Origin of the sequence: Paraburkholderia sp. RL17-383-BIF-A (assembly GCF_046028015.1) — a bacterium.
Classification (GTDB): domain Bacteria; phylum Pseudomonadota; class Gammaproteobacteria; order Burkholderiales; family Burkholderiaceae; genus Paraburkholderia.
Genome location: NZ_JARESR010000003.1, coordinates 16273 through 39753 on the forward strand (window position 1 = coordinate 16273; position 23481 = coordinate 39753).

General features: G+C 57.1%; 16 protein-coding genes. All 16 read left to right on the top strand.

Translation table 11 applies throughout. The annotated features are described in order from the left end of the window. The first annotated feature begins 14 nt into the window (after positions 1–14). The gene (locus P0D71_RS04190) at positions 15–4715 is read left to right on the top strand and encodes an RHS repeat-associated core domain-containing protein (RefSeq protein ID WP_408479324.1); all 4701 of its coding nucleotides are present in this window, start codon (positions 15–17) and stop codon (positions 4713–4715) included. A gap of 532 nt (positions 4716–5247) precedes the next feature. Then, entirely contained in the window at positions 5248–5379 is a 132-nt protein-coding gene (locus P0D71_RS04195; protein WP_408303713.1) for a hypothetical protein, read from the top strand. A gap of 72 nt (positions 5380–5451) precedes the next feature. Then, entirely contained in the window at positions 5452–5700 is a 249-nt protein-coding gene (locus P0D71_RS04200; RefSeq protein WP_408303712.1) for a hypothetical protein, read from the top strand. 248 nt (positions 5701–5948) lie between these two features. After that, complete coding sequence (locus P0D71_RS04205; RefSeq protein WP_408479325.1) at positions 5949–6380, top strand: hypothetical protein; 432 nt, start codon at positions 5949–5951, stop codon at positions 6378–6380. A gap of 152 nt (positions 6381–6532) precedes the next feature. Further along, positions 6533–6820, top strand: coding sequence for a PAAR domain-containing protein (locus P0D71_RS04210; protein WP_408479322.1), 288 nt, complete (start codon positions 6533–6535; stop codon positions 6818–6820). Positions 6821–7063: 243 nt separating this feature from the next. Then, entirely contained in the window at positions 7064–10123 is a 3060-nt protein-coding gene (locus tag P0D71_RS04215) for a type VI secretion system Vgr family protein (protein ID WP_408479323.1), read from the top strand. A gap of 45 nt (positions 10124–10168) precedes the next feature. After that, the gene (locus P0D71_RS04220) at positions 10169–14869 is read left to right on the top strand and encodes an RHS repeat-associated core domain-containing protein (protein ID WP_408479324.1); all 4701 of its coding nucleotides are present in this window, start codon (positions 10169–10171) and stop codon (positions 14867–14869) included. A 532-nt stretch (positions 14870–15401) separates the two neighbouring features. Beyond that, positions 15402–15533 (top strand): hypothetical protein, encoded by a 132-nt coding sequence (locus P0D71_RS04225; protein WP_408303713.1) that lies wholly within the window; start codon positions 15402–15404, stop codon positions 15531–15533. Positions 15534–15605: 72 nt separating this feature from the next. Then, positions 15606–15854: a hypothetical protein gene (locus P0D71_RS04230; RefSeq protein WP_408303712.1), complete on the top strand. Its 249-nt coding sequence runs from the start codon at positions 15606–15608 to the stop codon at positions 15852–15854. Positions 15855–16102: 248 nt separating this feature from the next. Further along, the gene (locus P0D71_RS04235) at positions 16103–16534 is read left to right on the top strand and encodes a hypothetical protein (protein WP_408479325.1); all 432 of its coding nucleotides are present in this window, start codon (positions 16103–16105) and stop codon (positions 16532–16534) included. A gap of 152 nt (positions 16535–16686) precedes the next feature. After that, positions 16687–16974: a PAAR domain-containing protein gene (locus P0D71_RS04240; protein ID WP_408479322.1), complete on the top strand. Its 288-nt coding sequence runs from the start codon at positions 16687–16689 to the stop codon at positions 16972–16974. Between the two features lie 243 nt (positions 16975–17217). After that, positions 17218–19899: a type VI secretion system Vgr family protein gene (locus P0D71_RS04245; RefSeq protein ID WP_408479326.1), complete on the top strand. Its 2682-nt coding sequence runs from the start codon at positions 17218–17220 to the stop codon at positions 19897–19899. Positions 19900–19901: 2 nt separating this feature from the next. Then, complete coding sequence (locus tag P0D71_RS04250) at positions 19902–21329, top strand: hypothetical protein (protein WP_408479327.1); 1428 nt, start codon at positions 19902–19904, stop codon at positions 21327–21329. After that, a complete protein-coding gene (locus P0D71_RS04255; protein WP_408298316.1) occupies positions 21326–22102 on the top strand; it encodes a hypothetical protein in 777 nt (258 codons plus the stop codon). The genes P0D71_RS04250 and P0D71_RS04255 overlap by 4 nt, the downstream gene beginning before the upstream one ends. Before the next feature lie 315 nt (positions 22103–22417). Then, positions 22418–22867: a hypothetical protein gene (locus P0D71_RS04260; RefSeq protein ID WP_408298318.1), complete on the top strand. Its 450-nt coding sequence runs from the start codon at positions 22418–22420 to the stop codon at positions 22865–22867. 180 nt (positions 22868–23047) lie between these two features. Then, positions 23048–23431 (top strand): hypothetical protein, encoded by a 384-nt coding sequence (locus P0D71_RS04265; protein ID WP_408298320.1) that lies wholly within the window; start codon positions 23048–23050, stop codon positions 23429–23431. Positions 23432–23481: the final 50 nt, after the last annotated feature.

Sequence of the window (23481 nt, forward strand, 5' to 3'; positions counted from 1 at the left end):
CAGAAATAACCGCTATGGCCGAGTCTTCCAGTGTGCTACTTCCCAAACCGACAGAGGTGTTCGTCGGTCCGTTGCTCCAGATAGAAACTGTGGATGTGAGCGCTGGCATCAAGGCCTGTGATCGCTGGCTGCGCAGCATCAGCGATGACTTCATCACCATCGAGCGCATCCAGATGGTGGCCAACGCCTTGCCGGTCGTAGCAAACATCATGGCGGCCGTGGATCTTGTGCTCGACATCAAGGACATGGTCGAGCACGGCCAGCAACGGAAAGATCCCGATGTGTTCGACTGGATGAACCTCGGTCTCGACCTGATCGGTATCATCCCGATTCCGCTTGGAACTGCCGAATTTCGCATGGGCGCGCGGCCGGTAATGAAGCTGGTTCGACAAAAGATCGTCGAAAGCGGCAAAGCGATCGGAGAGGCGTCGTTGCAGGTGATGCAGACTGCACTGTTGCAAGCGGTGATCGACAGCCTGAGCGAACAGTTCGCCGGCCGGATACAAAGCTTCGTGGACGGCATCAAAAAGGAACTGGACAGCCTGCTCAAGACCTGTGCGGAGTACATCGAGAAGTTCATGCTGGGCTTCGCTCATCTGTTCGCTCAGGCGGCCGGTGACGAGCCGCTCAGCGCAGCGGGAAATGTCCGTGCGGCTGGCCAACACCTAGACCAGGCCGCCGCTGGATTTGCGGCTCATGATGCCCGTAAAACCGCCAGCAGTCTTGGCCATCTGATCGTCGATTTCGTCAAGATCGAGGCGAAGGGGCTGATCAATACCGGCACGTACGTGGCGAAGGCGCTAGACGTCTCGTATCAGAAACCGTTACGTGAGATGGCGGCCGCGTTGCGGGCGATGGTGCCAATGGTCAAGGAGCGAATCCTGGCACTTGGCGGAACGGATGCTGGCAAGATCGGCTGGCTGATCAACCTCATTCAGGTCGCAATCGAAAAGAAGCGCGACATCCTGGCGCGTCAGCGCTTGCATTCGACCGGCATTAAAGAGCGTGGCACGACGAAAGTGCATCGTCAGGAGGGGGAGGGACAGAAGGAGACATTGCGGCATACGGAGGATGCGAAACATCCGGGCCCCAACGACGGCAAGGTACATTGTCCAAGACCATCCCCACCTGCTCGCACCAGTCACTCAGTGGGCTTTGCGCTGGGTGACGAGCGGCTGAATCATCAAGATTTCGTTCTCCCCGGCGCGATGGCGATCGATTGGACAAGAACTTACCGTTCGTTCTTCGACGCGAACGACGAGCGAGGCGAACTGGGTGCGCGCTGGATCACCGCGTACACCACGCGGCTCGATATATGTCCCGACAAACTGGTGTATCACGACGCCACGGGACGGAGCCTCAATTACCCCCTTCTTGCACCGGGTGATGAGCACGACGACCGGTCCGAGGGGTTCACGCTCCTCCGTCTCGATGAGCAATGGCTGACGCTTGCGCGCGACCATGTGCTGCTCGAAGTGTACGAAAAGCGAAACGACGCTTTTCGTCTCGCGTTCTATCGCGACAAGTCGGGAAACCAGGTCACGCTTGACTATGACGAGGCGCACCGTCTGCACCGGCTGATTACGCCGCAAGCCGTGGTGGCGTTCCGATACGGCACCCACGATCGAATCATCGAGGTAACTCGCCACGACCTGGAGGGCAAACGAGTCGGCACGCTCGCTACGTACGCCTACAACGCCGACGGCGACTTGATCGGCGCAATGGATCGATTCGGCAACCGGCGTGAGTATGCTTATCGCCATCACCTGATTACGCGCTACACGGATCGGACCGGACGAGGAATGAATCTCGAATGGAGCGGCGCCGATCCAAAGGCCAAATGTGTCCGCGAATATGCGGACGACGGCAGTCGTGACACGCGACTGGCCTGGCATCCGGATTTCCGGAAGGTGAGCGTGACGGACGCAACGGGCAACGTTACGCAGCACTACTACGATCTGCACGGTTATACGTTCCGTATCGTTTATCCCGATGGTCGCGAGGAGTGGATGTATCGCGACACCAATCACAATCTTGTCCAGCATGTCTATCCGGACGGCACTAGCGAGCGCATGACCTACGACGCTCGTGGTCGATTGGCGCGACATGCTCGCGCGGATGGCAGCACGATTGAAATGGTCTACGACGAAAAGGACCACATGGTTCAGATCGTCGACCCCGAGGGGCATGCCTGGAAGCGTGCTTATGACGATGCTGGCAACGTGGTGGAGGAAACGGATCCGCTAGGCCATTCCACGAAATACAGCTACAACGCACAGGGCTTGCCTATCGAGGTAACGGATGCCAAAGGCGGAGCCAAGGTCATCGCTTACAACGAAGCTGGGCAGCTGACCTCATACACGGACTGCTCAGGCAAAACGACGGCTTGGGAGTACGACGTCGATGGGCGCCTAAAAGCCGTAAAAGACGCGGCGGGTGGCACGACGACCTACCGCTATGGTTCGAATGGTTTTCCTCAGGAAATCCAGAGTCCGGCCGGGATCGAACGCATTCAGTTCGACGCCGAGGGGCGCTTGCTGACGAGAACCGACCCGCTGGCGCGCACCACTCAGTACAGCTATGACGGCGCTGGGCGGATCGCCAGCCGAATCGATCCAATGGGCCATTCTCTGAGCTATGGTTACGACCGGCAGGACCGTCTGGTTCGGCTGACCGATCAGAACCAGGCTACCTATCAGTTCAAGTACGATCCCGCCGGCCACCTGCTCGAATCGATCGGTTTCGACGGGATGCTGACTCGTTACGACTATGACGCGGAAAGCGGTCGGTTATGCGCGATCGAGGAAGGCGGACAGAAAACGCATGTGGACTTCGATCGAGGTGGCCGGCTGACGCGCCGCGCCAGCGGCGAGGCTGAGGAACGATTCGCCTACGACGCAATGGGGCGATTGATCGATGCCCAGAACGCCTATAGTCGCGTACAGCATTTCTTCGATGCGACGGGCAACCTGGTACGCGAGCATCATGCCTACAATCTGTTCGGTGTGCAGCGTAGCTACGTGTGGCACCACGCCTACGACGAGCTGGGTATGCGGGTTCGAACGGTGCGACCGGATGGTCACGCGATCGACTGGCTGACCTACGGCTCCGGCCACGTTCACGGCATGGCGCTCGATGGTGATGAACGTCTTCAGATTGAGCGTGATGATCTTCACCGCGAAATTCGGCGCACGTTCCCCAACAAGATTGTTCAGCGCACGGACTACGATTCGGCGGGACGGATGCTGCGGCAAACCATCCAGCGCGGCAACGCGCCGGCGCCGCTTGCTGCACGCATGTATCGTTACGATGCGGCCGGCCAGCTCTCACACATTGAGGATAGCCGTAAGGGCCTGACGGATTATCGCTATGATCCGCTCGGCCGGCTGGTCGAATCGATTGGTCCGGGTGGCACGGAACGTTTCTCGTTTGATCCTGCGAGCAATCTGCTCGATGCGGGCAGTCCTGAGCATGCCCGAAGCCGGATGCCGCCAAGCCCATTGCGCCCGGAAAATACGTTGCCGCCAGAAATGCCAAAGGTGCTTGGCAATCTTCTCAAGAGCTATGCGGGCATTCACTTTGCCTATGACGAGCGCGGCAACCTGATTGAAAAACGATCACCGGGATCGGTTCAGCACTTCGAATGGGATGCGTTCAACCGGCTGATCAGCGCCCGAACCGAAAGCGTGACGCAGCACGCCGAAGCGCGGTATTACTACGATGCATTTGGTCGTCGGATAGCCCGGGAGGTTGGAGGTAAGCGCGTCACTTTCGGCTGGAGTGGCAATGCGCTGGCGTATGAAAGCGACGAAGACCGAAGCACGCACTTTTTATACGAAGCCGGATCGTTCGTGCCGTTAGCCCAATACGTTGGCGAACCGGTATCGGGCATGCCCACACCAGTGCGCGGCGAGGACCATCGCTACACACCGGAGGACGATCCGCTGCAACGCATCCACGAGCCGGTCTCGAATGCGCAGATGTTTTACTACCATTGCGATCAGATCGGAACACCGCATATTCTGACTGACGACGAGGGAGATGTTGTCTGGGACGCTACGTACAGGGCAATGGGCGAGGCCCGCGAAGTGATCGCGCGTGCTTCGCGCGTGACGGGCGTCGCACCGCATAACCCCCTCCGTTTTCAGGGACAACAGTTTGATGAAGAGACTAGGCTGGCGTATAACCGGCATCGCTACTACGATCCAGATATAGGGCGTTTCGTCAGCAAAGACCCAATCGGTCTCGATGGTGGGATCAACGTTTACGCCTACGGCAGAAATCCCGTCAGTTGGACTGACCCTCTTGGGTTGGAAGGCACGACCGATATCCCCAGCATGATGGCCGCCGGCTGGCAAGGCAAAGGCAACTATCCCGGCGTAGATGCATGGACGGACACAGTCCTCCCGAAAGGCACGCTAGTTGCGCATGGTGCACCAGGTACGAGTAACTTTGTGACAACGCTAGATGCAGTAGACGGAAGTCAAGGGTCGAAATCAACAATGTTCGGTGCCCTGCAGGTCGCGCCGCACCCGGAAAAGGGATTCCGACCGGGAATGACCGTGTGCGAACTCACTGCGGATACGCCCGCGGCAGGTGCCAAGGCGCTGGCAAACCCACAGCATGGTCCTGGCAACGCACAGCAGTACTTCATTCCCGACGAGGGCTTGTCCAACCTGAAACCGCTCTACAGTGTCCCATTGACTAAACCATGAACATCGATACAACGAACGGTACCCTGACGGTCTGTCAAAGTGTCATTCCGTCGACGCTGACATTGCAAGAATTCCTGGCCTCCGCCATGTATCAGCCTCACACGAAGGTGCTCGAGAATGGCCCTCTCGTGACGTACAAGATAGAGTCAATATGCGACAACCATAAGTACATATCGACGTTGTACTTTCAGTCCGGTCTCCTTGATTCGATTTCACTGTATGTCTCTGACTCAAGCCCGGTGACAGGTTGGGGGAGTTGGAGCAAAGCCGAGGAACAGAAGCGGTTGCAATCTCTTGTGGATCTTCTCACACAGCAAGGAATTGCCAACGGACAGCGCTTTGCCTGGGGCATTGTGAGTGCTTCGTACGATCAGCGTTCAGGGGACTCAAGCATTACGATCAGACATACGCGGCCGTAGATAGATATTCAGTGAGTTCGGTCTAAGACGATGTGATCGTCGGTATCTAGGAACGCGTCGAATGATTCCTCGATGCAGCATACGTCGACGGCGGCAGTCGCTCGTAGGCGGCCATGTTTGATTTTTCCACGGGCACGCTGACCATTGATGCATCTACGAACCTGTTTCATGGCGGGCCTTCGCCTGACGACCGGCCGTTGATCGGGGCAACGGAACTGGCGAAGTACGGCGAGTGGGAAAACTAAGGCATCAAGAACGTGACGGTTTGGGGGAAAACCTTTGATGTGGCGGCTTGCTATTGCAACAAGAAGCTTGCAATGATCGACTTCTTATGGGTAGACGGCGTCGCCAAGAAAACCGACTGGTCAGCGACTGAAGACGACCTTGTGAAGGAAAGGAAGACGCTCTCGAAAATGGTCGTTTCGGAAGCGCAACAGCCTTGCGTGTCTTCTATGATCGGCTCGGATACTTTTGTCTTCAACTGGGTAACGCATACGGTACGGGCCGATCTGCGCTCAATGGTTGTCACGACTAGTGTCGCGTACACCGACTCGAAGGAAGAGTAGGCGGGTGACGTAGCGGCTCACCAAATAGGAATGAACACCCGAGAAATCTCAAGCCCCAGAGACATCATGAAACGATTTCTAATTTTGAATGGTGACAGGACGACAGCTAGCGGCGTCGTTCAGACCGTGTCAACCACCATTCAATTGAGCGATAAAAACGTTGCCCACTAAGGGGGATCCAGTCGCGTGCCCTGCTTGCAATACAGCGGGGAAATGCTGGCTTTGATCGGAGCGCCGAGACCTATTCAATGAGTAGATTAGAAAAGATCGCGGACCTTCGGATCGTCGACCGCCGCCCCGGTTACGACAAGGTCAATAATCCTCAGCGATTGAGCGTTGCGGAATTGGCGCCTGTTGGCCTTACGTGGCAGTCGGGCGGCGTTCAACACACCATTCACAGTCAGGCGGGCGTGAGTGGACGACTTCTTGGTGACGCGAGCGGTATCGCAGTCATTGAAGGGCCATACGACCCTTCGGCGAATCGGGCTTATATGGCCAATGCAGACGGGTCATTAAGGGCGCGATTTTCCACACAAATCGGAGCCGAGTGTGTCAGGTTTTATGACGTGATCGAAGCTAACGGCTCAGTCGCATTTCTGGCTGCGGTGCCTGGAAGAGACGTTTGTATCGAAGTGCGAGAAGCGGACGGTGCCATGGTGCAAGTCACAGAAAGTCGGTAAGTGCATGTCGACGCGATGAACGACGGCCTGAGGCCTTAGTGCGACTCGACGATCACCGCGTTCGACGCGTCGTGTCCAATGATGGCCGGGGCGCATCGCAGGTCGTCAAACTGGATTAGATTCGAACGGCTGCGGTAGACCTAGGAAACACAATGAAACGATATCTGATTTTGAACGGCGACAAAACGACAGCTAACGGCGTCGTTCAGGCAGCCCCCACCTCTATTCAGTTGAGCGATAAAGACGTCGCCCACGAAGGAGATCCAGTCGCATGCCCAGCTTGCAATACCACGGGGAAAATCCAGTGCGACGGGCCGCGCCAGATCATGACCGCGCCGGATGGAAGACACGCCGCATTAAGCGATGATTTATGTATTTGCGGCTGCCATCCGCCGCCTCGATTGGTTGCTTCTCAGCAGATGATGTCCACAGAAGCATAACCGTGTGGCTCTGCCCGTTTTGGTTGGCTGCAGCGCGTACTGCTCGCCAGAGATATGCGGCCCCATGGCGTATGACAGCAATCACAGGGTGACCTTTTTACCTCTATTCGAATGGCATTAAAGAGAAAGGCAATTAATTCCGATTTAACATTTATTTCTGAATATGCGATTGCGGTAAACGTCTGATCTTTTGTATTATCGCGCGATGGCGCGGGGGCGCAATTTGCATAAACAAGAGGCGGTATGGGTGCTCAGGACATAATCGCAGCGATCAAAGGCGGCTTGTTGCAAAGTGATCGCCTGTTAAAGCTTGATACGCCATTGGGTGCCAATGTCCTGTTGCCGCAAAGGCTGGTGGGCCATTCCCGCCTGGGCCGGGACTACGGATTTACGCTGGACGTCGTTTCAACCAATGACAATATTGAACTGAAAACGCTGATCGCCCAGCCGGTCACGCTCTGGACCCAGCAAACCGACCAGGCGTACGCCCCGCATCACGGTTATGTCCATACCGCCCGCCGGTTAGGCTCTGATAGTGCGATTACCAGCTATCAGATCGGCTTCGTCTCCTGGATGCATTTTCTGCATTTCAGAAAAGATGCACGAATCTGGCAGGATAAAGCCGTCGATGAAATTCTCACCGATGTATTCAATATGCATCCGCAGGCGCAGGGTGCATTCCGGTTCTCATTGCGTAACTCATTGCCGCAGCGCTCGTTCTGCGTGCAATATGAGGACGACTGGAATTTCTGCCACCGGCTAATGGAAACGGAAGGCCTGTTCGGCTATTTCGAACAGGCTGCCGATGGTAAATCTCATACCCTGGTCGTGACCGACGACATCGGTAGCCTGCAACCGCTGTCGCCGCAGACGGTGGATTTCTACCGGTCGGGCACCAACAGCGAAACGGATGCCTTCGTGCAATGGAGCGGCACGCGCACGCTGCAGAGCACGACACTCACCACGCGTACGTTCGATTACAAGGCGCCGCCCACGGGTGCGAATCCGAAAGGCACGACGGTTCCGACGCTGACCACGCAGGGCAACCTGCCACAGCAGGCCGAGGTGTATGAGTACACGGGCGCGTATACGTACGGACAGCAGGATCGCGGTGACCACCTCTCGAAGGTGAGGATGGAGGAGTGGGAATCGCGCGCGAAGCGCTTCCACGGCGTAGGCGCGGTCCGCCGCATCGACGCGGGGCGCTGGTTCGAACTGCAGGACCATCCGGGGCATGGCACCGACAGTCAGCAGGAGCGGCAGTTTGCCGTTATCGCCGTTGAATGGGTCATCGAGAATAACCTGCCGGTGTCGAGCGGGACGACGGATTTCCCGCACAGCCTGAAGCAAACGATCACTGCGGCCCGTGCACAGCACGCTAACGATCCAACGCTGCTCATCAAGTCGGCCGACGGTAGCGAAGGTTTCCTGTTGGTCTCTGTCGAAGCGCAGCGCAGAACAGTCCCGTTCCGCAGCCCGTTCGAGCACAGCAAGCCGAAGATGCACATGCAAACGGCGACGGTGGTCGGCCCAGCGAACGAGGAAGTCTTCACGGACCCACTGAACCGTATCAAGGTGCAGATGCACTGGGACCGGCTGAACCCCGGCGATGAGAACGCGTCGTGCTGGATGCGCGTCGCGCAATCGCACGCGGGGGGCGGGCACGGCAGCGTACACGTACCGCGCATCGGCGAAGAAGTCATCGTGTCTTTCCTCGACGGCGACTGCGACAAGCCGCTCGTTACCGGACGTACCTATAACAGTGCAAAGACGCCGGATTGGCATTCGAATGGGATCCTGTCGGGCTACAAGTCCAAGGAGTATCAAGGCAGCGGTTACAACCAGATGGTGATGGACGATGCCACCGGCCAGAACCGCGTGCAGCTATACAGCACCAGTGCAAATTCCCAACTGCATCTCGGCTATCTGATCGCGCAAACAGGTAACTCGCGCGGTGCTTACCTCGGCAGCGGCTTCGATCTGAAGTCGGATGCGTACGGCGCGGTCCGGGCTGCAAAAGGCCTGTATGTATCGACGCATCCGGCAACGGGCGCCTCAAGCCAGCCCCTCGCCGTCCGTGAGGCGAACAATCAGTTGGTCAATTCCGAAAGCATGATTGAGTCGCTAAGCCAGGCGAGCGAAACCCATCAGGCAGAAAGCCTGAAAGACGGCTACGACTCATTGAAGTCCTTCACGGACGCGACGCAAAACAGTGTCACAGGCGCCGCAAGCGACGGCGGCAATACTGCCGGCGGTGGCACGGGCAGTGCGAACGCGTTCAAGGAACCTATCATGCTGTTTGCGACGCCAGCAGGCATTGCAATGTCGACGCAGAAGTCGGCTCACATTGCGGCAAACGAGCATGTCAATCTGGTCAGCGGTCAGAGCACGCACATCGCAACCGGCAAATCGCTACTGGCAAGCGTTGGCGAGAAAATCAGCCTGTTCGTTCAGAACGCAGGCATGAAGCTCTTCGCGGCGAAAGGCAAAGTAGAGATTAAAGCGCAGTCAGACAACGTCGAACTCACCGCGCAGAAGACATTCAGGTTGCTCTCGGCAACCGAAAAAATCGAAGCAGCCGCCGATCAGGAAATCCTTTTGACAAGCGGCGGCGCATACATCCGCATATCTGGCGGCAACATCGACATCCATGCGCCGGGAAAGGTCGATGTCAAAGGCACGCAGCACAGCTTCAACGGCCCGACCAGTCAGGGCTATCCGCTGCCCGCCGCGCGTCCCGATCAACCAGGGCAACTTGAATTGCTGCATCAATATGCGAACGGCGAGGCGTTCAAGGGCGGAACGTTCTCGGTGCTGGACGCCAACGGCGCAATTCTACGCAAAGGCGCGCTGGACGGGAGCGGCCACACGATCGTAAGCGGCTTGCCGGCCGGTGCTGCACAGGTCCAGTTCGGCGAGGATCCGCGCAACCAGTACGACCCGTCCAGCGTATTCAAGACCGCGACATGGCCTGCACAGCCGCCTCAGTCAAGCGGCGTCGCCACATCGGCACTCTCGCGGCTTGGTGGGTTGTTGCCGTCCGCCACCGACGCCGGTAAAGCGCTTTCCGGCGCAACGCAGTTCGCGAGTGTGGCGGGACAGGCGGCGCAAGGCAGCAGTGGGCTGACGCAGGCGCTAGGCGGCCAGGCAGTCGGACTCGTTCAAGGCGCACTTTCGCAAGCCCTTCCGGGGCAAGCCAGTGCCGCCTTGTCGAAGGCGAGCCAACTGGGCGCCGCGGCGAAGCAGATCAGCACACTGGCGCAAACCGCGCGCGCGTCCGTACCTGCATTGACCTCTCTCTGAAGCACGCGTCAGACGCGAAACCTCACCTTCCCAGAAATAACCGCTATGGCCGAGTCTTCCAGTGTGCTACTTCCCAAACCGACAGAGGTGTTCGTCGGTCCGTTGCTCCAGATAGAAACTGTGGATGTGAGCGCTGGCATCAAGGCCTGTGATCGCTGGCTGCGCAGCATCAGCGATGACTTCATCACCATCGAGCGCATCCAGATGGTGGCCAACGCCTTGCCGGTCGTAGCAAACATCATGGCGGCCGTGGATCTTGTGCTCGACATCAAGGACATGGTCGAGCACGGCCAGCAACGGAAAGATCCCGATGTGTTCGACTGGATGAACCTCGGTCTCGACCTGATCGGTATCATCCCGATTCCGCTTGGAACTGCCGAATTTCGCATGGGCGCGCGGCCGGTAATGAAGCTGGTTCGACAAAAGATCGTCGAAAGCGGCAAAGCGATCGGAGAGGCGTCGTTGCAGGTGATGCAGACTGCACTGTTGCAAGCGGTGATCGACAGCCTGAGCGAACAGTTCGCCGGCCGGATACAAAGCTTCGTGGACGGCATCAAAAAGGAACTGGACAGCCTGCTCAAGACCTGTGCGGAGTACATCGAGAAGTTCATGCTGGGCTTCGCTCATCTGTTCGCTCAGGCGGCCGGTGACGAGCCGCTCAGCGCAGCGGGAAATGTCCGTGCGGCTGGCCAACACCTAGACCAGGCCGCCGCTGGATTTGCGGCTCATGATGCCCGTAAAACCGCCAGCAGTCTTGGCCATCTGATCGTCGATTTCGTCAAGATCGAGGCGAAGGGGCTGATCAATACCGGCACGTACGTGGCGAAGGCGCTAGACGTCTCGTATCAGAAACCGTTACGTGAGATGGCGGCCGCGTTGCGGGCGATGGTGCCAATGGTCAAGGAGCGAATCCTGGCACTTGGCGGAACGGATGCTGGCAAGATCGGCTGGCTGATCAACCTCATTCAGGTCGCAATCGAAAAGAAGCGCGACATCCTGGCGCGTCAGCGCTTGCATTCGACCGGCATTAAAGAGCGTGGCACGACGAAAGTGCATCGTCAGGAGGGGGAGGGACAGAAGGAGACATTGCGGCATACGGAGGATGCGAAACATCCGGGCCCCAACGACGGCAAGGTACATTGTCCAAGACCATCCCCACCTGCTCGCACCAGTCACTCAGTGGGCTTTGCGCTGGGTGACGAGCGGCTGAATCATCAAGATTTCGTTCTCCCCGGCGCGATGGCGATCGATTGGACAAGAACTTACCGTTCGTTCTTCGACGCGAACGACGAGCGAGGCGAACTGGGTGCGCGCTGGATCACCGCGTACACCACGCGGCTCGATATATGTCCCGACAAACTGGTGTATCACGACGCCACGGGACGGAGCCTCAATTACCCCCTTCTTGCACCGGGTGATGAGCACGACGACCGGTCCGAGGGGTTCACGCTCCTCCGTCTCGATGAGCAATGGCTGACGCTTGCGCGCGACCATGTGCTGCTCGAAGTGTACGAAAAGCGAAACGACGCTTTTCGTCTCGCGTTCTATCGCGACAAGTCGGGAAACCAGGTCACGCTTGACTATGACGAGGCGCACCGTCTGCACCGGCTGATTACGCCGCAAGCCGTGGTGGCGTTCCGATACGGCACCCACGATCGAATCATCGAGGTAACTCGCCACGACCTGGAGGGCAAACGAGTCGGCACGCTCGCTACGTACGCCTACAACGCCGACGGCGACTTGATCGGCGCAATGGATCGATTCGGCAACCGGCGTGAGTATGCTTATCGCCATCACCTGATTACGCGCTACACGGATCGGACCGGACGAGGAATGAATCTCGAATGGAGCGGCGCCGATCCAAAGGCCAAATGTGTCCGCGAATATGCGGACGACGGCAGTCGTGACACGCGACTGGCCTGGCATCCGGATTTCCGGAAGGTGAGCGTGACGGACGCAACGGGCAACGTTACGCAGCACTACTACGATCTGCACGGTTATACGTTCCGTATCGTTTATCCCGATGGTCGCGAGGAGTGGATGTATCGCGACACCAATCACAATCTTGTCCAGCATGTCTATCCGGACGGCACTAGCGAGCGCATGACCTACGACGCTCGTGGTCGATTGGCGCGACATGCTCGCGCGGATGGCAGCACGATTGAAATGGTCTACGACGAAAAGGACCACATGGTTCAGATCGTCGACCCCGAGGGGCATGCCTGGAAGCGTGCTTATGACGATGCTGGCAACGTGGTGGAGGAAACGGATCCGCTAGGCCATTCCACGAAATACAGCTACAACGCACAGGGCTTGCCTATCGAGGTAACGGATGCCAAAGGCGGAGCCAAGGTCATCGCTTACAACGAAGCTGGGCAGCTGACCTCATACACGGACTGCTCAGGCAAAACGACGGCTTGGGAGTACGACGTCGATGGGCGCCTAAAAGCCGTAAAAGACGCGGCGGGTGGCACGACGACCTACCGCTATGGTTCGAATGGTTTTCCTCAGGAAATCCAGAGTCCGGCCGGGATCGAACGCATTCAGTTCGACGCCGAGGGGCGCTTGCTGACGAGAACCGACCCGCTGGCGCGCACCACTCAGTACAGCTATGACGGCGCTGGGCGGATCGCCAGCCGAATCGATCCAATGGGCCATTCTCTGAGCTATGGTTACGACCGGCAGGACCGTCTGGTTCGGCTGACCGATCAGAACCAGGCTACCTATCAGTTCAAGTACGATCCCGCCGGCCACCTGCTCGAATCGATCGGTTTCGACGGGATGCTGACTCGTTACGACTATGACGCGGAAAGCGGTCGGTTATGCGCGATCGAGGAAGGCGGACAGAAAACGCATGTGGACTTCGATCGAGGTGGCCGGCTGACGCGCCGCGCCAGCGGCGAGGCTGAGGAACGATTCGCCTACGACGCAATGGGGCGATTGATCGATGCCCAGAACGCCTATAGTCGCGTACAGCATTTCTTCGATGCGACGGGCAACCTGGTACGCGAGCATCATGCCTACAATCTGTTCGGTGTGCAGCGTAGCTACGTGTGGCACCACGCCTACGACGAGCTGGGTATGCGGGTTCGAACGGTGCGACCGGATGGTCACGCGATCGACTGGCTGACCTACGGCTCCGGCCACGTTCACGGCATGGCGCTCGATGGTGATGAACGTCTTCAGATTGAGCGTGATGATCTTCACCGCGAAATTCGGCGCACGTTCCCCAACAAGATTGTTCAGCGCACGGACTACGATTCGGCGGGACGGATGCTGCGGCAAACCATCCAGCGCGGCAACGCGCCGGCGCCGCTTGCTGCACGCATGTATCGTTACGATGCGGCCGGCCAGCTCTCACACATTGAGGATAGCCGTAAGGGCCTGACGGATTATCGCTATGATCCGCTCGGCCGGCTGGTCGAATCGATTGGTCCGGGTGGCACGGAACGTTTCTCGTTTGATCCTGCGAGCAATCTGCTCGATGCGGGCAGTCCTGAGCATGCCCGAAGCCGGATGCCGCCAAGCCCATTGCGCCCGGAAAATACGTTGCCGCCAGAAATGCCAAAGGTGCTTGGCAATCTTCTCAAGAGCTATGCGGGCATTCACTTTGCCTATGACGAGCGCGGCAACCTGATTGAAAAACGATCACCGGGATCGGTTCAGCACTTCGAATGGGATGCGTTCAACCGGCTGATCAGCGCCCGAACCGAAAGCGTGACGCAGCACGCCGAAGCGCGGTATTACTACGATGCATTTGGTCGTCGGATAGCCCGGGAGGTTGGAGGTAAGCGCGTCACTTTCGGCTGGAGTGGCAATGCGCTGGCGTATGAAAGCGACGAAGACCGAAGCACGCACTTTTTATACGAAGCCGGATCGTTCGTGCCGTTAGCCCAATACGTTGGCGAACCGGTATCGGGCATGCCCACACCAGTGCGCGGCGAGGACCATCGCTACACACCGGAGGACGATCCGCTGCAACGCATCCACGAGCCGGTCTCGAATGCGCAGATGTTTTACTACCATTGCGATCAGATCGGAACACCGCATATTCTGACTGACGACGAGGGAGATGTTGTCTGGGACGCTACGTACAGGGCAATGGGCGAGGCCCGCGAAGTGATCGCGCGTGCTTCGCGCGTGACGGGCGTCGCACCGCATAACCCCCTCCGTTTTCAGGGACAACAGTTTGATGAAGAGACTAGGCTGGCGTATAACCGGCATCGCTACTACGATCCAGATATAGGGCGTTTCGTCAGCAAAGACCCAATCGGTCTCGATGGTGGGATCAACGTTTACGCCTACGGCAGAAATCCCGTCAGTTGGACTGACCCTCTTGGGTTGGAAGGCACGACCGATATCCCCAGCATGATGGCCGCCGGCTGGCAAGGCAAAGGCAACTATCCCGGCGTAGATGCATGGACGGACACAGTCCTCCCGAAAGGCACGCTAGTTGCGCATGGTGCACCAGGTACGAGTAACTTTGTGACAACGCTAGATGCAGTAGACGGAAGTCAAGGGTCGAAATCAACAATGTTCGGTGCCCTGCAGGTCGCGCCGCACCCGGAAAAGGGATTCCGACCGGGAATGACCGTGTGCGAACTCACTGCGGATACGCCCGCGGCAGGTGCCAAGGCGCTGGCAAACCCACAGCATGGTCCTGGCAACGCACAGCAGTACTTCATTCCCGACGAGGGCTTGTCCAACCTGAAACCGCTCTACAGTGTCCCATTGACTAAACCATGAACATCGATACAACGAACGGTACCCTGACGGTCTGTCAAAGTGTCATTCCGTCGACGCTGACATTGCAAGAATTCCTGGCCTCCGCCATGTATCAGCCTCACACGAAGGTGCTCGAGAATGGCCCTCTCGTGACGTACAAGATAGAGTCAATATGCGACAACCATAAGTACATATCGACGTTGTACTTTCAGTCCGGTCTCCTTGATTCGATTTCACTGTATGTCTCTGACTCAAGCCCGGTGACAGGTTGGGGGAGTTGGAGCAAAGCCGAGGAACAGAAGCGGTTGCAATCTCTTGTGGATCTTCTCACACAGCAAGGAATTGCCAACGGACAGCGCTTTGCCTGGGGCATTGTGAGTGCTTCGTACGATCAGCGTTCAGGGGACTCAAGCATTACGATCAGACATACGCGGCCGTAGATAGATATTCAGTGAGTTCGGTCTAAGACGATGTGATCGTCGGTATCTAGGAACGCGTCGAATGATTCCTCGATGCAGCATACGTCGACGGCGGCAGTCGCTCGTAGGCGGCCATGTTTGATTTTTCCACGGGCACGCTGACCATTGATGCATCTACGAACCTGTTTCATGGCGGGCCTTCGCCTGACGACCGGCCGTTGATCGGGGCAACGGAACTGGCGAAGTACGGCGAGTGGGAAAACTAAGGCATCAAGAACGTGACGGTTTGGGGGAAAACCTTTGATGTGGCGGCTTGCTATTGCAACAAGAAGCTTGCAATGATCGACTTCTTATGGGTAGACGGCGTCGCCAAGAAAACCGACTGGTCAGCGACTGAAGACGACCTTGTGAAGGAAAGGAAGACGCTCTCGAAAATGGTCGTTTCGGAAGCGCAACAGCCTTGCGTGTCTTCTATGATCGGCTCGGATACTTTTGTCTTCAACTGGGTAACGCATACGGTACGGGCCGATCTGCGCTCAATGGTTGTCACGACTAGTGTCGCGTACACCGACTCGAAGGAAGAGTAGGCGGGTGACGTAGCGGCTCACCAAATAGGAATGAACACCCGAGAAATCTCAAGCCCCAGAGACATCATGAAACGATTTCTAATTTTGAATGGTGACAGGACGACAGCTAGCGGCGTCGTTCAGACCGTGTCAACCACCATTCAATTGAGCGATAAAAACGTTGCCCACTAAGGGGGATCCAGTCGCGTGCCCTGCTTGCAATACAGCGGGGAAATGCTGGCTTTGATCGGAGCGCCGAGACCTATTCAATGAGTAGATTAGAAAAGATCGCGGACCTTCGGATCGTCGACCGCCGCCCCGGTTACGACAAGGTCAATAATCCTCAGCGATTGAGCGTTGCGGAATTGGCGCCTGTTGGCCTTACGTGGCAGTCGGGCGGCGTTCAACACACCATTCACAGTCAGGCGGGCGTGAGTGGACGACTTCTTGGTGACGCGAGCGGTATCGCAGTCATTGAAGGGCCATACGACCCTTCGGCGAATCGGGCTTATATGGCCAATGCAGACGGGTCATTAAGGGCGCGATTTTCCACACAAATCGGAGCCGAGTGTGTCAGGTTTTATGACGTGATCGAAGCTAACGGCTCAGTCGCATTTCTGGCTGCGGTGCCTGGAAGAGACGTTTGTATCGAAGTGCGAGAAGCGGACGGTGCCATGGTGCAAGTCACAGAAAGTCGGTAAGTGCATGTCGACGCGATGAACGACGGCCTGAGGCCTTAGTGCGACTCGACGATCACCGCGTTCGACGCGTCGTGTCCAATGATGGCCGGGGCGCATCGCAGGTCGTCAAACTGGATTAGATTCGAACGGCTGCGGTAGACCTAGGAAACACAATGAAACGATATCTGATTTTGAACGGCGACAAAACGACAGCTAACGGCGTCGTTCAGGCAGCCCCCACCTCTATTCAGTTGAGCGATAAAGACGTCGCCCACGAAGGAGATCCAGTCGCATGCCCAGCTTGCAATACCACGGGGAAAATCCAGTGCGACGGGCCGCGCCAGATCATGACCGCGCCGGATGGAAGACACGCCGCATTAAGCGATGATTTATGTATTTGCGGCTGCCATCCGCCGCCTCGATTGGTTGCTTCTCAGCAGATGATGTCCACAGAAGCATAACCGTGTGGCTCTGCCCGTTTTGGTTGGCTGCAGCGCGTACTGCTCGCCAGAGATATGCGGCCCCATGGCGTATGACAGCAATCACAGGGTGACCTTTTTACCTCTATTCGAATGGCATTAAAGAGAAAGGCAATTAATTCCGATTTAACATTTATTTCTGAATATGCGATTGCGGTAAACGTCTGATCTTTTGTATTATCGCGCGATGGCGCGGGGGCGCAATTTGCATAAACAAGAGGCGGTATGGGTGCTCAGGACATAATCGCAGCGATCAAAGGCGGCTTGTTGCAAAGTGATCGCCTGTTAAAGCTTGATACGCCATTGGGTGCCAATGTCCTGTTGCCGCAAAGGCTGGTGGGCCATTCCCGCCTGGGCCGGGACTACGGATTTACGCTGGACGTCGTTTCAACCAATGACAATATTGAACTGAAAACGCTGATCGCCCAGCCGGTCACGCTCTGGACCCAGCAAACCGACCAGGCGTACGCCCCGCATCACGGTTATGTCCATACCGCCCGCCGGTTAGGCTCTGATAGTGCGATTACCAGCTATCAGATCGGCTTCGTCTCCTGGATGCATTTTCTGCATTTCAGAAAAGATGCACGAATCTGGCAGGATAAAGCCGTCGATGAAATTCTCACCGATGTATTCAATATGCATCCGCAGGCGCAGGGTGCATTCCGGTTCTCATTGCGTAACTCATTGCCGCAGCGCTCGTTCTGCGTGCAATATGAGGACGACTGGAATTTCTGCCACCGGCTAATGGAAACGGAAGGCCTGTTCGGCTATTTCGAACAGGCTGCCGATGGTAAATCTCATACCCTGGTCGTGACCGACGACATCGGTAGCCTGCAACCGCTGTCGCCGCAGACGGTGGATTTCTACCGGTCGGGCACCAACAGCGAAACGGATGCCTTCGTGCAATGGAGCGGCACGCGCACGCTGCAGAGCACGACACTCACCACGCGTACGTTCGATTACAAGGCGCCGCCCACGGGTGCGAATCCGAAAGGCACGACGGTTCCGACGCTGACCACGCAGGGCAACCTGCCACAGCAGGCCGAGGTGTATGAGTACACGGGCGCGTATACGTACGGACAGCAGGATCGCGGTGACCACCTCTCGAAGGTGAGGATGGAGGAGTGGGAATCGCGCGCGAAGCGCTTCCACGGCGTAGGCGCGGTCCGCCGCATCGACGCGGGGCGCTGGTTCGAACTGCAGGACCATCCGGGGCATGGCACCGACAGTCAGCAGGAGCGGCAGTTTGCCGTTATCGCCGTTGAATGGGTCATCGAGAATAACCTGCCGGTGTCGAGCGGGACGACGGATTTCCCGCACAGCCTGAAGCAAACGATCACTGCGGCCCGTGCACAGCACGCTAACGATCCAACGCTGCTCATCAAGTCGGCCGACGGTAGCGAAGGTTTCCTGTTGGTCTCTGTCGAAGCGCAGCGCAGAACAGTCCCGTTCCGCAGCCCGTTCGAGCACAGCAAGCCGAAGATGCACATGCAAACGGCGACGGTGGTCGGCCCAGCGAACGAGGAAGTCTTCACGGACCCACTGAACCGTATCAAGGTGCAGATGCACTGGGACCGGCTGAACCCCGGCGATGAGAACGCGTCGTGCTGGATGCGCGTCGCGCAATCGCACGCGGGGGGCGGGCACGGCAGCGTACACGTACCGCGCATCGGCGAAGAAGTCATCGTGTCTTTCCTCGACGGCGACTGCGACAAGCCGCTCGTTACCGGACGCGTCTATAACGGTGCGAAGACTCCAGACTGGCATTCGAACGGAATTCTCTCAGGCTACAAGTCCAAGGAATACCAGGGCAGCGGTTACAACCAGATGGTGATGGACGACGCGACCGGCCAGAACCGCGTGCAGCTATACAGCACGAGTGCAAATTCCCAACTGCATCTCGGCTATCTGATCGCGCAAACAGGCAACTCGCGCGGTGCTTACCTCGGCAGCGGCTTTGACCTGAAATCCGATGCGTATGGTGCGCTCAGGGCGGGGCAAGGTTTGTATGTGTCGACCCATCCCACGGCGGGGACCTCAAGCCAGCCTCTCGACGTACGCGAAGCAAATAGCCAACTTGTCAATTCCGAAAGCGTGATCGAAGCGCTATCGCAGGCGAGCGAAACCCATCAGGCAGAAAGCCTGAAAGACGGTCACGACTCGCTTAAAACCTTTACCGATGCGACACAGAGCAGCGTAGCGGGCGCAACAGGTAGCGGCGGCAATACCGCAGGCGGAGGCACTGGCAACGCCAACGGCTTCAAGGAGCCGATCATGCTGTTCGCAACGCCATCGGGCATCGGGATGTCGACACAACGGTCAGCACACGTCGCTGCGACTGAGCATGTCAACATCGTCAGCGGCCAGAGCACGCACATTGCGACAGGCAAGTCGCTGCTCGCGAGTGTTGCCGAAAAGATCAGCCTTTTCGCACAGAATGCCGGTATAAAGCTTTTCGCGGCGAAAGGAAAAGTCGAAATCCAGGCGCAAGGCGATAACCTTGAAATCACCGCCCAGAAGACGCTGAAGTTGCTCTCCGCGACGGAGAGGATCGATGCGGCTGCGAAGCAGGAAATTCTGCTCACGGCGGGGGGCGCGTACGTGCGCATTTCCGGCGGCAACATCGAGATTCATGCCCCCGGAAAAATCGATATCAAGGGAGCTCAGCATGCTTTCAGTGGCCCGACGAGTCTAGATCGAACCTACAACTCCGAGGGAAAGAAAGCAGACATGCGGATCCGTTACATGGACGCGGAGGGCAACGTGCCGGAAGGCGAGCCGATCAAGCTCGCGTCCGAGGACGGGGTGGTGCACAACGTTGTCCTGGATGGAGAAGGAAAAGGCGAGTTGAACGGAATCGATTTCGGCAGGTTCGTGGCCGACCAGGTCAAGCGAAGCGGAGAATAGCCATGGGCAATCGTCCCCTGATCCAACATACCGTGTGCATCGATTTGCCGGGTGAACCGGTCGAGTGCTGGGCCGAAAGCGATATCACCGTTCTGCTTCGCAAGCACCGCGACGTGATATTCGACGTGCACCTTCTCAAAGGGAAAAGCTACACCGTCGAAGCGACCGATGACTGGTTCTACGACACGCGAAAAAAACAGCGCGTAAAGAGCGCGACGTTCCAGGACGGCGAGCGTCTCCACGTTTGGATAGGTCGTGACTTCAAGGGTTTTCTTCTGTTGAAGGTCGGCACGATTGAGCTGCAACGCTACTCAATGTTGCTTCTCAACACGGATAACCACGGGGAAGACCCAAAAACAAAACCCGAACCAATTATCTTGACCTACGGAGCGCAGACAGGGATCAGCGCGTCTCCACAGCTCGCGCTGTTTGCTCCCGGCGGGAAGCCGTTCGTCACTCAGCCTGGGTTGGCCAGTCATTTTATGGAGCCGAGCTGGCAGACAGGTTTGACGCCTTACCCGAGCACGACGGCGTTCCTCGATGATCCATTCAGCTGCAAACGGCTTCTGCCGGTGAAGTTGCCGCCTGCCACTCATCCGGCACCTGAACAGATCGGGCATGTCTTTGAAGTGGACGTCACCACCATTCCTTCAGACCTGGTCAAGTTGCTCGAAACAGGCGGCGCTGACGAAACGGCCATTGATACTCAGAAAGTTGCGACGCGCAACTGGATCATAGGCCAATTCATTGGCACGGCTGGATACTTCGGCGACAATTTCCCGTGGGTGTCCGAGCTATGGAAGTCCAACTTCAGGCTATTGAGGATTGTCCACAGACGAGCCGGACCCAAGTGGTACATCGTCTTCAAAGGCAGTCTTAAATCCCGTGAGGAAATCATCGCGGCGAAATACTCGGTCAAGAACTCAAAGATATTCGCGATAACAGGCGGGGCGGGCTCGGCCGAGTCGATGGCGCAGTCGGCATGGAAGAGCGCTAAAGGCGCGGTGACGACCAAGGCTGGTGTCATCACGATTGTGCTCACCATCGGACTCGATTTTGCTGAGTGGTACAACGATTACAAGCAGGTCGACAATGCGGGGCATCGCAAGAAGGACTGGTTCGATCTGTTCGCAAAGATAGGAATTGATCTCGCCGTCGCCGGCCTGACCGCTGCGTTGACTTCATTGATAGTGGGTGGTCTGGCGACCGCCAGCATTGCTGCGGGTCTCGCCACCTTCCCAGTTGTCGCGACTGTAGCCATTGCGATCGGTGTCGCCGTTGGCGTTGGCTACGTCGTCAACCTGATCGACAAGAAGGTGCATTTTACGGATTGGGTCGCATCCAAGCTCCGCGAGGCGGCGGCGTTGTACGAAAAGAACATGCCGACTGACTATAATCCGTACTCGCCAATGTTTGGAGGAATGCCGTGACGCATGTTGCAGAGGATAGAGACACCAGAAGCCAACTGCGTTCCACGATCTTTCGCGGCCTCGGCGCCACCGTGCTGCTGCACGGATTCTCGATCGTTCTGGCGTTCGCGGCGTATCGCTACGACTTTGAGGTTTCGAGTTTGCCAGGACAGATTAACGTCGCACTGGCGGTGCTTTGCATTTTCTCGCCACTCGTTGCTCTATTGGTCTTTCGAAACACAAGACGATTTGTCGTTTACGGTTGGGTGCGATTGTGCAATCTACTATCGGCCTATACGTTGGTCGGTATTACGTTCTACTACTTCTATTTCATTTTCGCGCCCATCTCCACACCAGCCAGAACGATCGGCTTGTTGGTAGGCGGTATCCTTACGCTCTATTGGCTTGGATTTGCGTATCGTGCGCTGAGGACCTTCATTCAGAAGTCAACGTTCGTCGAAAAAGCGTTTAGCGCCTCAGGCGCGTCGATTCAGTGCGACGACCGGTTCTTTGAAATTCTCAATAAGTTGTACGAGGAAAAGAATCCGTTCCCTGCCTGGCACACGTGGATCGTCATGGGAGTGGCACCTTTCTTTCTGGTGCTCAATCGGCTGCTGTCCACCTATTTCGGCTCGCAAGGGGTCTTATTTTTCATCGCGGCTATCACGTTTCCTGCATCACTTTGGCTCATTGGCCTCACGGTTCGAGTCTTTGTCACAATGATCCAATTACCGCTATCATTGGAAAAAGTCTCCGGCAAATCTGTCGAGATCAGTGCGGACGCTGTGTTTTAAAGTGTTGCGGCGAAGAAGCCACCTAGTGAGGGCTGGAAGCTTATCCTCCGGTCCGATTCTATTAAGAAATTTTGACCGTCGCCTGCGCAGCAATCGCATAGTTCTAGGGTCACGTTTTTCAAAGCATCGTCCACTCGGATATCGTGACAGACTTCGCAGGTTGATTTACTTACACACGGTGGCCCGATCAAATCGCGGCCTCCCGATCGCCCCGGCTTTCTGCAACCTTTAGAAAATGCGCCATTCCTTCTGCAAGGTTTATGTCCTCGCGGTCGTCTCGAGTCCCAGCGTGTCCAAACTAGGGAGGGCCCAACAATGATGTCCGGCGCCTTTGATTTTTGGACAGGAGAATTGACTGTTGACACAGGGGCGAAACTCGCGCCATGCCGCACGACTCGAGCGGACTTGATTGCAGCAGGTTGGACAACGCTGGACTCCCAGAGCGACTGGGAAACGTTAAGCGTCAACAAGATTATGATCTGGGGGTACTCGTTTGCGGTGTCGGCACGATTTCACGAGGGCAGGTTTGTCGCGATTGACTGCCTTTGGAATGATGGAAGCATCCTGAGGCAAGACTGGTCGGCCACTGAAGACGACCTCATTCGGGAGAAAAAAACTCTGTCCACACTAATCGCGTCAAAAGGGCAGACCGCACCTGCTGTCACTTCACTCGGTGTCGATGCGTTTGGATTCAGTTGGGGGACAATATCGGTTCGCGCCGATCCGCGGTCGATGATGGTCCTGCTGTCGATTGCGTATACCTGATCATCACGCGATCGCGCATGTCCATTTCAAAGAGGATGAGTGCGTCAAGGAAGACAGCGGCCAATGCCTGGACTTGTTTGCGGATCGTATTTCGTCGCGACAGGTCATGCTACTCGTGCGCTGCACTACAGAGTACCTAGCCCTGGGCCGCGCACAATCAAACGCCACCGACGCGAAGTGATGACAGCACCGTCGAGAACCTTGCCGGCAACCGGTACGACGTGGTGCTATAGCATCGGAGCCTACCAGCCTTCAACAATCGCGCTTCAAGGTGTGTCCCGAGGTATTGCAGGCGATGCCATCGGCGGCGCCGAAGCACTCGCGCGCATCAAAGAAGTGACCGACTCGAATACGCCGGTCAACGCGACCCGGGACGGGCAGCGGAAACTGCTTGTGCTTCTGCTCGCCAAGGACAGAGAGTGGTCCGACGATCTGACCGAAAACCTTACCTCGCATCCCGGCAACGATCCCGAGATGCCGTCACCTATCGCCCTATTTCCCAAAGTCATGTCATCGCTACTTGGAACGGACATGTTAGCGCCCGGACACACACCGAGCATGTGACGTCATTGCGTATTTCGGGGATGTCGAACGGACGTTTCGGCGAAGCCGAA

Coding starts and splice junctions, on each gene's coding strand:
- P0D71_RS04230 (WP_408303712.1), top strand. CDS start 15,606: ATGATCGACTTCTTATGGGTAGACGGCGTCGCCAAGAAAACCGACTGG.
- P0D71_RS04250 (WP_408479327.1), top strand. CDS start 19,902: ATGGGCAATCGTCCCCTGATCCAACATACCGTGTGCATCGATTTGCCG.
- P0D71_RS04240 (WP_408479322.1), top strand. CDS start 16,687: ATGAAACGATATCTGATTTTGAACGGCGACAAAACGACAGCTAACGGC.
- P0D71_RS04190 (WP_408479324.1), top strand. CDS start 15: ATGGCCGAGTCTTCCAGTGTGCTACTTCCCAAACCGACAGAGGTGTTC.
- P0D71_RS04235 (WP_408479325.1), top strand. CDS start 16,103: ATGAGTAGATTAGAAAAGATCGCGGACCTTCGGATCGTCGACCGCCGC.
- P0D71_RS04200 (WP_408303712.1), top strand. CDS start 5,452: ATGATCGACTTCTTATGGGTAGACGGCGTCGCCAAGAAAACCGACTGG.
- P0D71_RS04265 (WP_408298320.1), top strand. CDS start 23,048: ATGACAGCACCGTCGAGAACCTTGCCGGCAACCGGTACGACGTGGTGC.
- P0D71_RS04260 (WP_408298318.1), top strand. CDS start 22,418: ATGATGTCCGGCGCCTTTGATTTTTGGACAGGAGAATTGACTGTTGAC.
- P0D71_RS04225 (WP_408303713.1), top strand. CDS start 15,402: ATGTTTGATTTTTCCACGGGCACGCTGACCATTGATGCATCTACGAAC.
- P0D71_RS04215 (WP_408479323.1), top strand. CDS start 7,064: ATGGGTGCTCAGGACATAATCGCAGCGATCAAAGGCGGCTTGTTGCAA.
- P0D71_RS04245 (WP_408479326.1), top strand. CDS start 17,218: ATGGGTGCTCAGGACATAATCGCAGCGATCAAAGGCGGCTTGTTGCAA.
- P0D71_RS04210 (WP_408479322.1), top strand. CDS start 6,533: ATGAAACGATATCTGATTTTGAACGGCGACAAAACGACAGCTAACGGC.
- P0D71_RS04220 (WP_408479324.1), top strand. CDS start 10,169: ATGGCCGAGTCTTCCAGTGTGCTACTTCCCAAACCGACAGAGGTGTTC.
- P0D71_RS04195 (WP_408303713.1), top strand. CDS start 5,248: ATGTTTGATTTTTCCACGGGCACGCTGACCATTGATGCATCTACGAAC.
- P0D71_RS04205 (WP_408479325.1), top strand. CDS start 5,949: ATGAGTAGATTAGAAAAGATCGCGGACCTTCGGATCGTCGACCGCCGC.